General features: G+C 62.6%; 3 protein-coding genes. All 3 read left to right on the top strand.

Features of this window, described 5'->3' with window-relative positions:
• The first annotated feature begins 6 nt into the window (after positions 1 to 6).
• Entirely contained in the window at positions 7 to 888 is an 882-nt protein-coding gene (locus tag LQV45_RS24850; protein WP_230009288.1) for a hypothetical protein, read from the top strand.
• Positions 889 to 1,323: 435 nt separating this feature from the next.
• Positions 1,324 to 2,247 carry a hypothetical protein gene (locus LQV45_RS24845; protein WP_230009286.1) on the top strand — a complete coding sequence of 308 codons (924 nt, stop codon included), beginning with the start codon at positions 1,324 to 1,326 and terminating at the stop codon, positions 2,245 to 2,247.
• Positions 2,248 to 2,331: 84 nt separating this feature from the next.
• On the top strand, positions 2,332 to 2,665 hold a 334-nt coding region (locus tag LQV45_RS24840; protein ID WP_230009284.1), incomplete at its 3' end, for a Wzz/FepE/Etk N-terminal domain-containing protein.

Raw genomic sequence — 2,665 nt, 5'->3', positions numbered from 1 at the left:
AAATAGATGTCGGAGATCAAGAGCCTGGCCGCACCGAAGGCGAGTTTCGACCGCCGTTCCGTCGTAAAGACCGCCGCGTGGAGCGTGCCTGTTATCGCGGCAGCTATTGCAGCCCCGGCAGCTGCGGCGTCGACGCCGCCGACCTATTCGGCAGCCTTTATTGCCGGCAGCGGCTCCCCGGCGGTCGCGGGAGCCCCGCAAATGTCAGGGACCGGACACCAAGGCTTTGCCGTCTCCACTACTGGGGCCGCTATGACGGGAGCCATATCCGTCGTCATCACCGTCCAGCCCGACGCGGCTGCGACTGCGGCTGGAGTCGGTCTCGCTGTCACAGCAGCGGCACTGCCGCCCAGCGGCAAGTCCTCTCCCTACAACTTCGCATACAGCAGAACCGGTGCGGGTAATGCCGCGAGCAATGCTGTTTTGAAATACACGGTCACTGTGGCTGTCACGGTTGTCGAGTCCGCTACCAAGAAGACTGTGCTGCCTCCCATGGCTTTCGTTGCCACTCTCCAGCCGATAACAGCAGTAAGCCTGGTGCCCGGTACCGGGGTTCCAGTCATCGTTGGGACGCCAAAATCGGTGGGAACAGGACCCCAGGGATTCAAGGTCACCACCACTGGCGCGTCTGTGATGGGGACCATCACCGTTGGCATCAAGGTCACGCCCGATGCAGCTGCGACGGCGGCTGGCATCGGCCTCACTGTCACTGCGTCAGCCCTGACGCGCACCGGCCAGTCCGCACCGTACGACTTCGTATACAGCAGAACCGGTAATGGTGCGCTGCCTAATAGTGGCGTCCTGACCTACACCGTCACCGTGACTGTCTCCGGTGCCGGGGCCCCTAGCACCGACATGGTGTTCAACGTGACTCTCAGAAAGGGCTAAGAGCCCAGAGCCCGTCGGCCGAGCCATGCTCCGGGTGGCCTTCAAAAGTGATCTAATGGCCGGAAGCAAGTGCCGGAATCGGGTGCCGCCTCGGTGGAATTCTTGTCGAGTGCGCGCGTCCTTCGATCCAGGCAGGAACATCCCACGGCGTTACCGGAATGGTGAGACTGATTGAAAGCCCCCAGTGACTTGGCCCTTGATGTGCTGGGCACAAGCTTCACCGTTCACTGGGGGCCAGCGGTGACTTTTGCCCAACGGCAATCCATGACCAGGGCCTGGAGCCGGTGCCTAAGCGACTCTTTCGTCGTCGCACCGCAAGCGGTGCCGTGCGCTTCGGACCAGCCCTTTACAGCATCCGTCCGCTATGAATCGAGACTCCCCGGCGCCGGTGTGCGGCACCTTCGCTCGGACTCGTTCGAGGGCTTGGCTGAGGCTGTGACCTCTGAAATCACCGTGGCGGCCATTCTCGAACGTGCGGGTGAGCTGACCATGCTTCACGCGTGCGGGGTTGCCGACGAGGAAGGCAGGGTGGTCGCCCTGGTGGCCAAATCCGGCACCGGAAAGACCACGGCTTCCTCGCAGCTCGCCCGGACCTTCGGATATGTAACTGACGAAACTGTTGCAATCCGTGCTGACGGGACAATCGAGCCGTACCCGAAGCCGCTGTCGGTCAAGCAGACAACAACGGGCGCAGCGAAACTCCAGGTGGGCCCGGACGAGCTTGGCCTGAAAGTCGCACCGGAAGGCCCTCGCATCACGTCCATCGCACTGCTCGACAGGGTTACCGGCGGCGAGTATCAGCTCCCCGTCATCGAGCCGGTCCCTCTGGTGGATGCAGTGCTTGCGCTGATCCCGGACACGTCCTCCCAGGCTGCCGTGTTCCAGCCGCTTCAGTCGCTCTGCCGGCTGATTGACAGCGTGGGCGGAGTGCTCCGTGTCAGCTATTCCGAAGCCGCGGACCTAACGGACAGCCTGGCGCCGCTGTTTTTGGCGCAGCCCTATGACCGGCCAGAAGTCATCACCGCATGGGCTCCCGCCCTGCTGGAGTCGGAAGCGGAGCAGGCAGATCACCAGGCAGGTGAAAAGAAGGAAGAACCGATTCCCGGAGACTGGCTGCAACGGACCGACGCCGTTGACGCAGTAGAAATCGGCGGAGACCTTCTGGTTCTGACGGAAACTGAAGTCATCAGGCTCAGTGGCATCGGACCGATCATCTGGCAGACAGCCCAGCGTCCCGTCTCGCTGCAGACTTTGGCGGCCCGAATTGAGGCCGTACACGGGCTGCCCGAGGGCTATGAAGTGTTGCTCGATGCGGCCGTGGAGGGCCTCGTCGGCCAGGGATTGCTCCTGCGCGGTTAATATGCACACCAACGCGGTCACCGTACCGTAAAGTAACTTTTCGTGTGGGTCGTTGGGACCAGGCACGGGGGAGAGGACCAACACGTGACTGGTTTTGATACGGCCGAGAACAACGGGCAGACACCCGCGGGGCTTGCGCTGGAGGACTACCTGCGCATCGCCCGGGCCCGGTGGAAGGGCATCCTGGCTTTCACCCTGGCCCTCACCGTGCTCGCTTTTTGCTGGACCCTCCTTCAGCCGAAGATCTACTCGGCGCAGTCCAGCGGGATCGTGGTGGCAGGGGGCTCGGATAACCTCAGCCTTTCGCTCATGAGCGAGAACCTGGCCCAGACGAAAGCCGCCAAGTACGAGTCTGTGGCCAAGTCCAGGCTTGTCGCCGAGCGAGTCGTCAATTCCCTTGGCCTCACCACTTCGCCTT

Source organism: Microbacterium sp. Bi128, from assembly GCF_918698205.1.
This window is presented reverse-complemented; position numbering and strand designations above follow the sequence as displayed.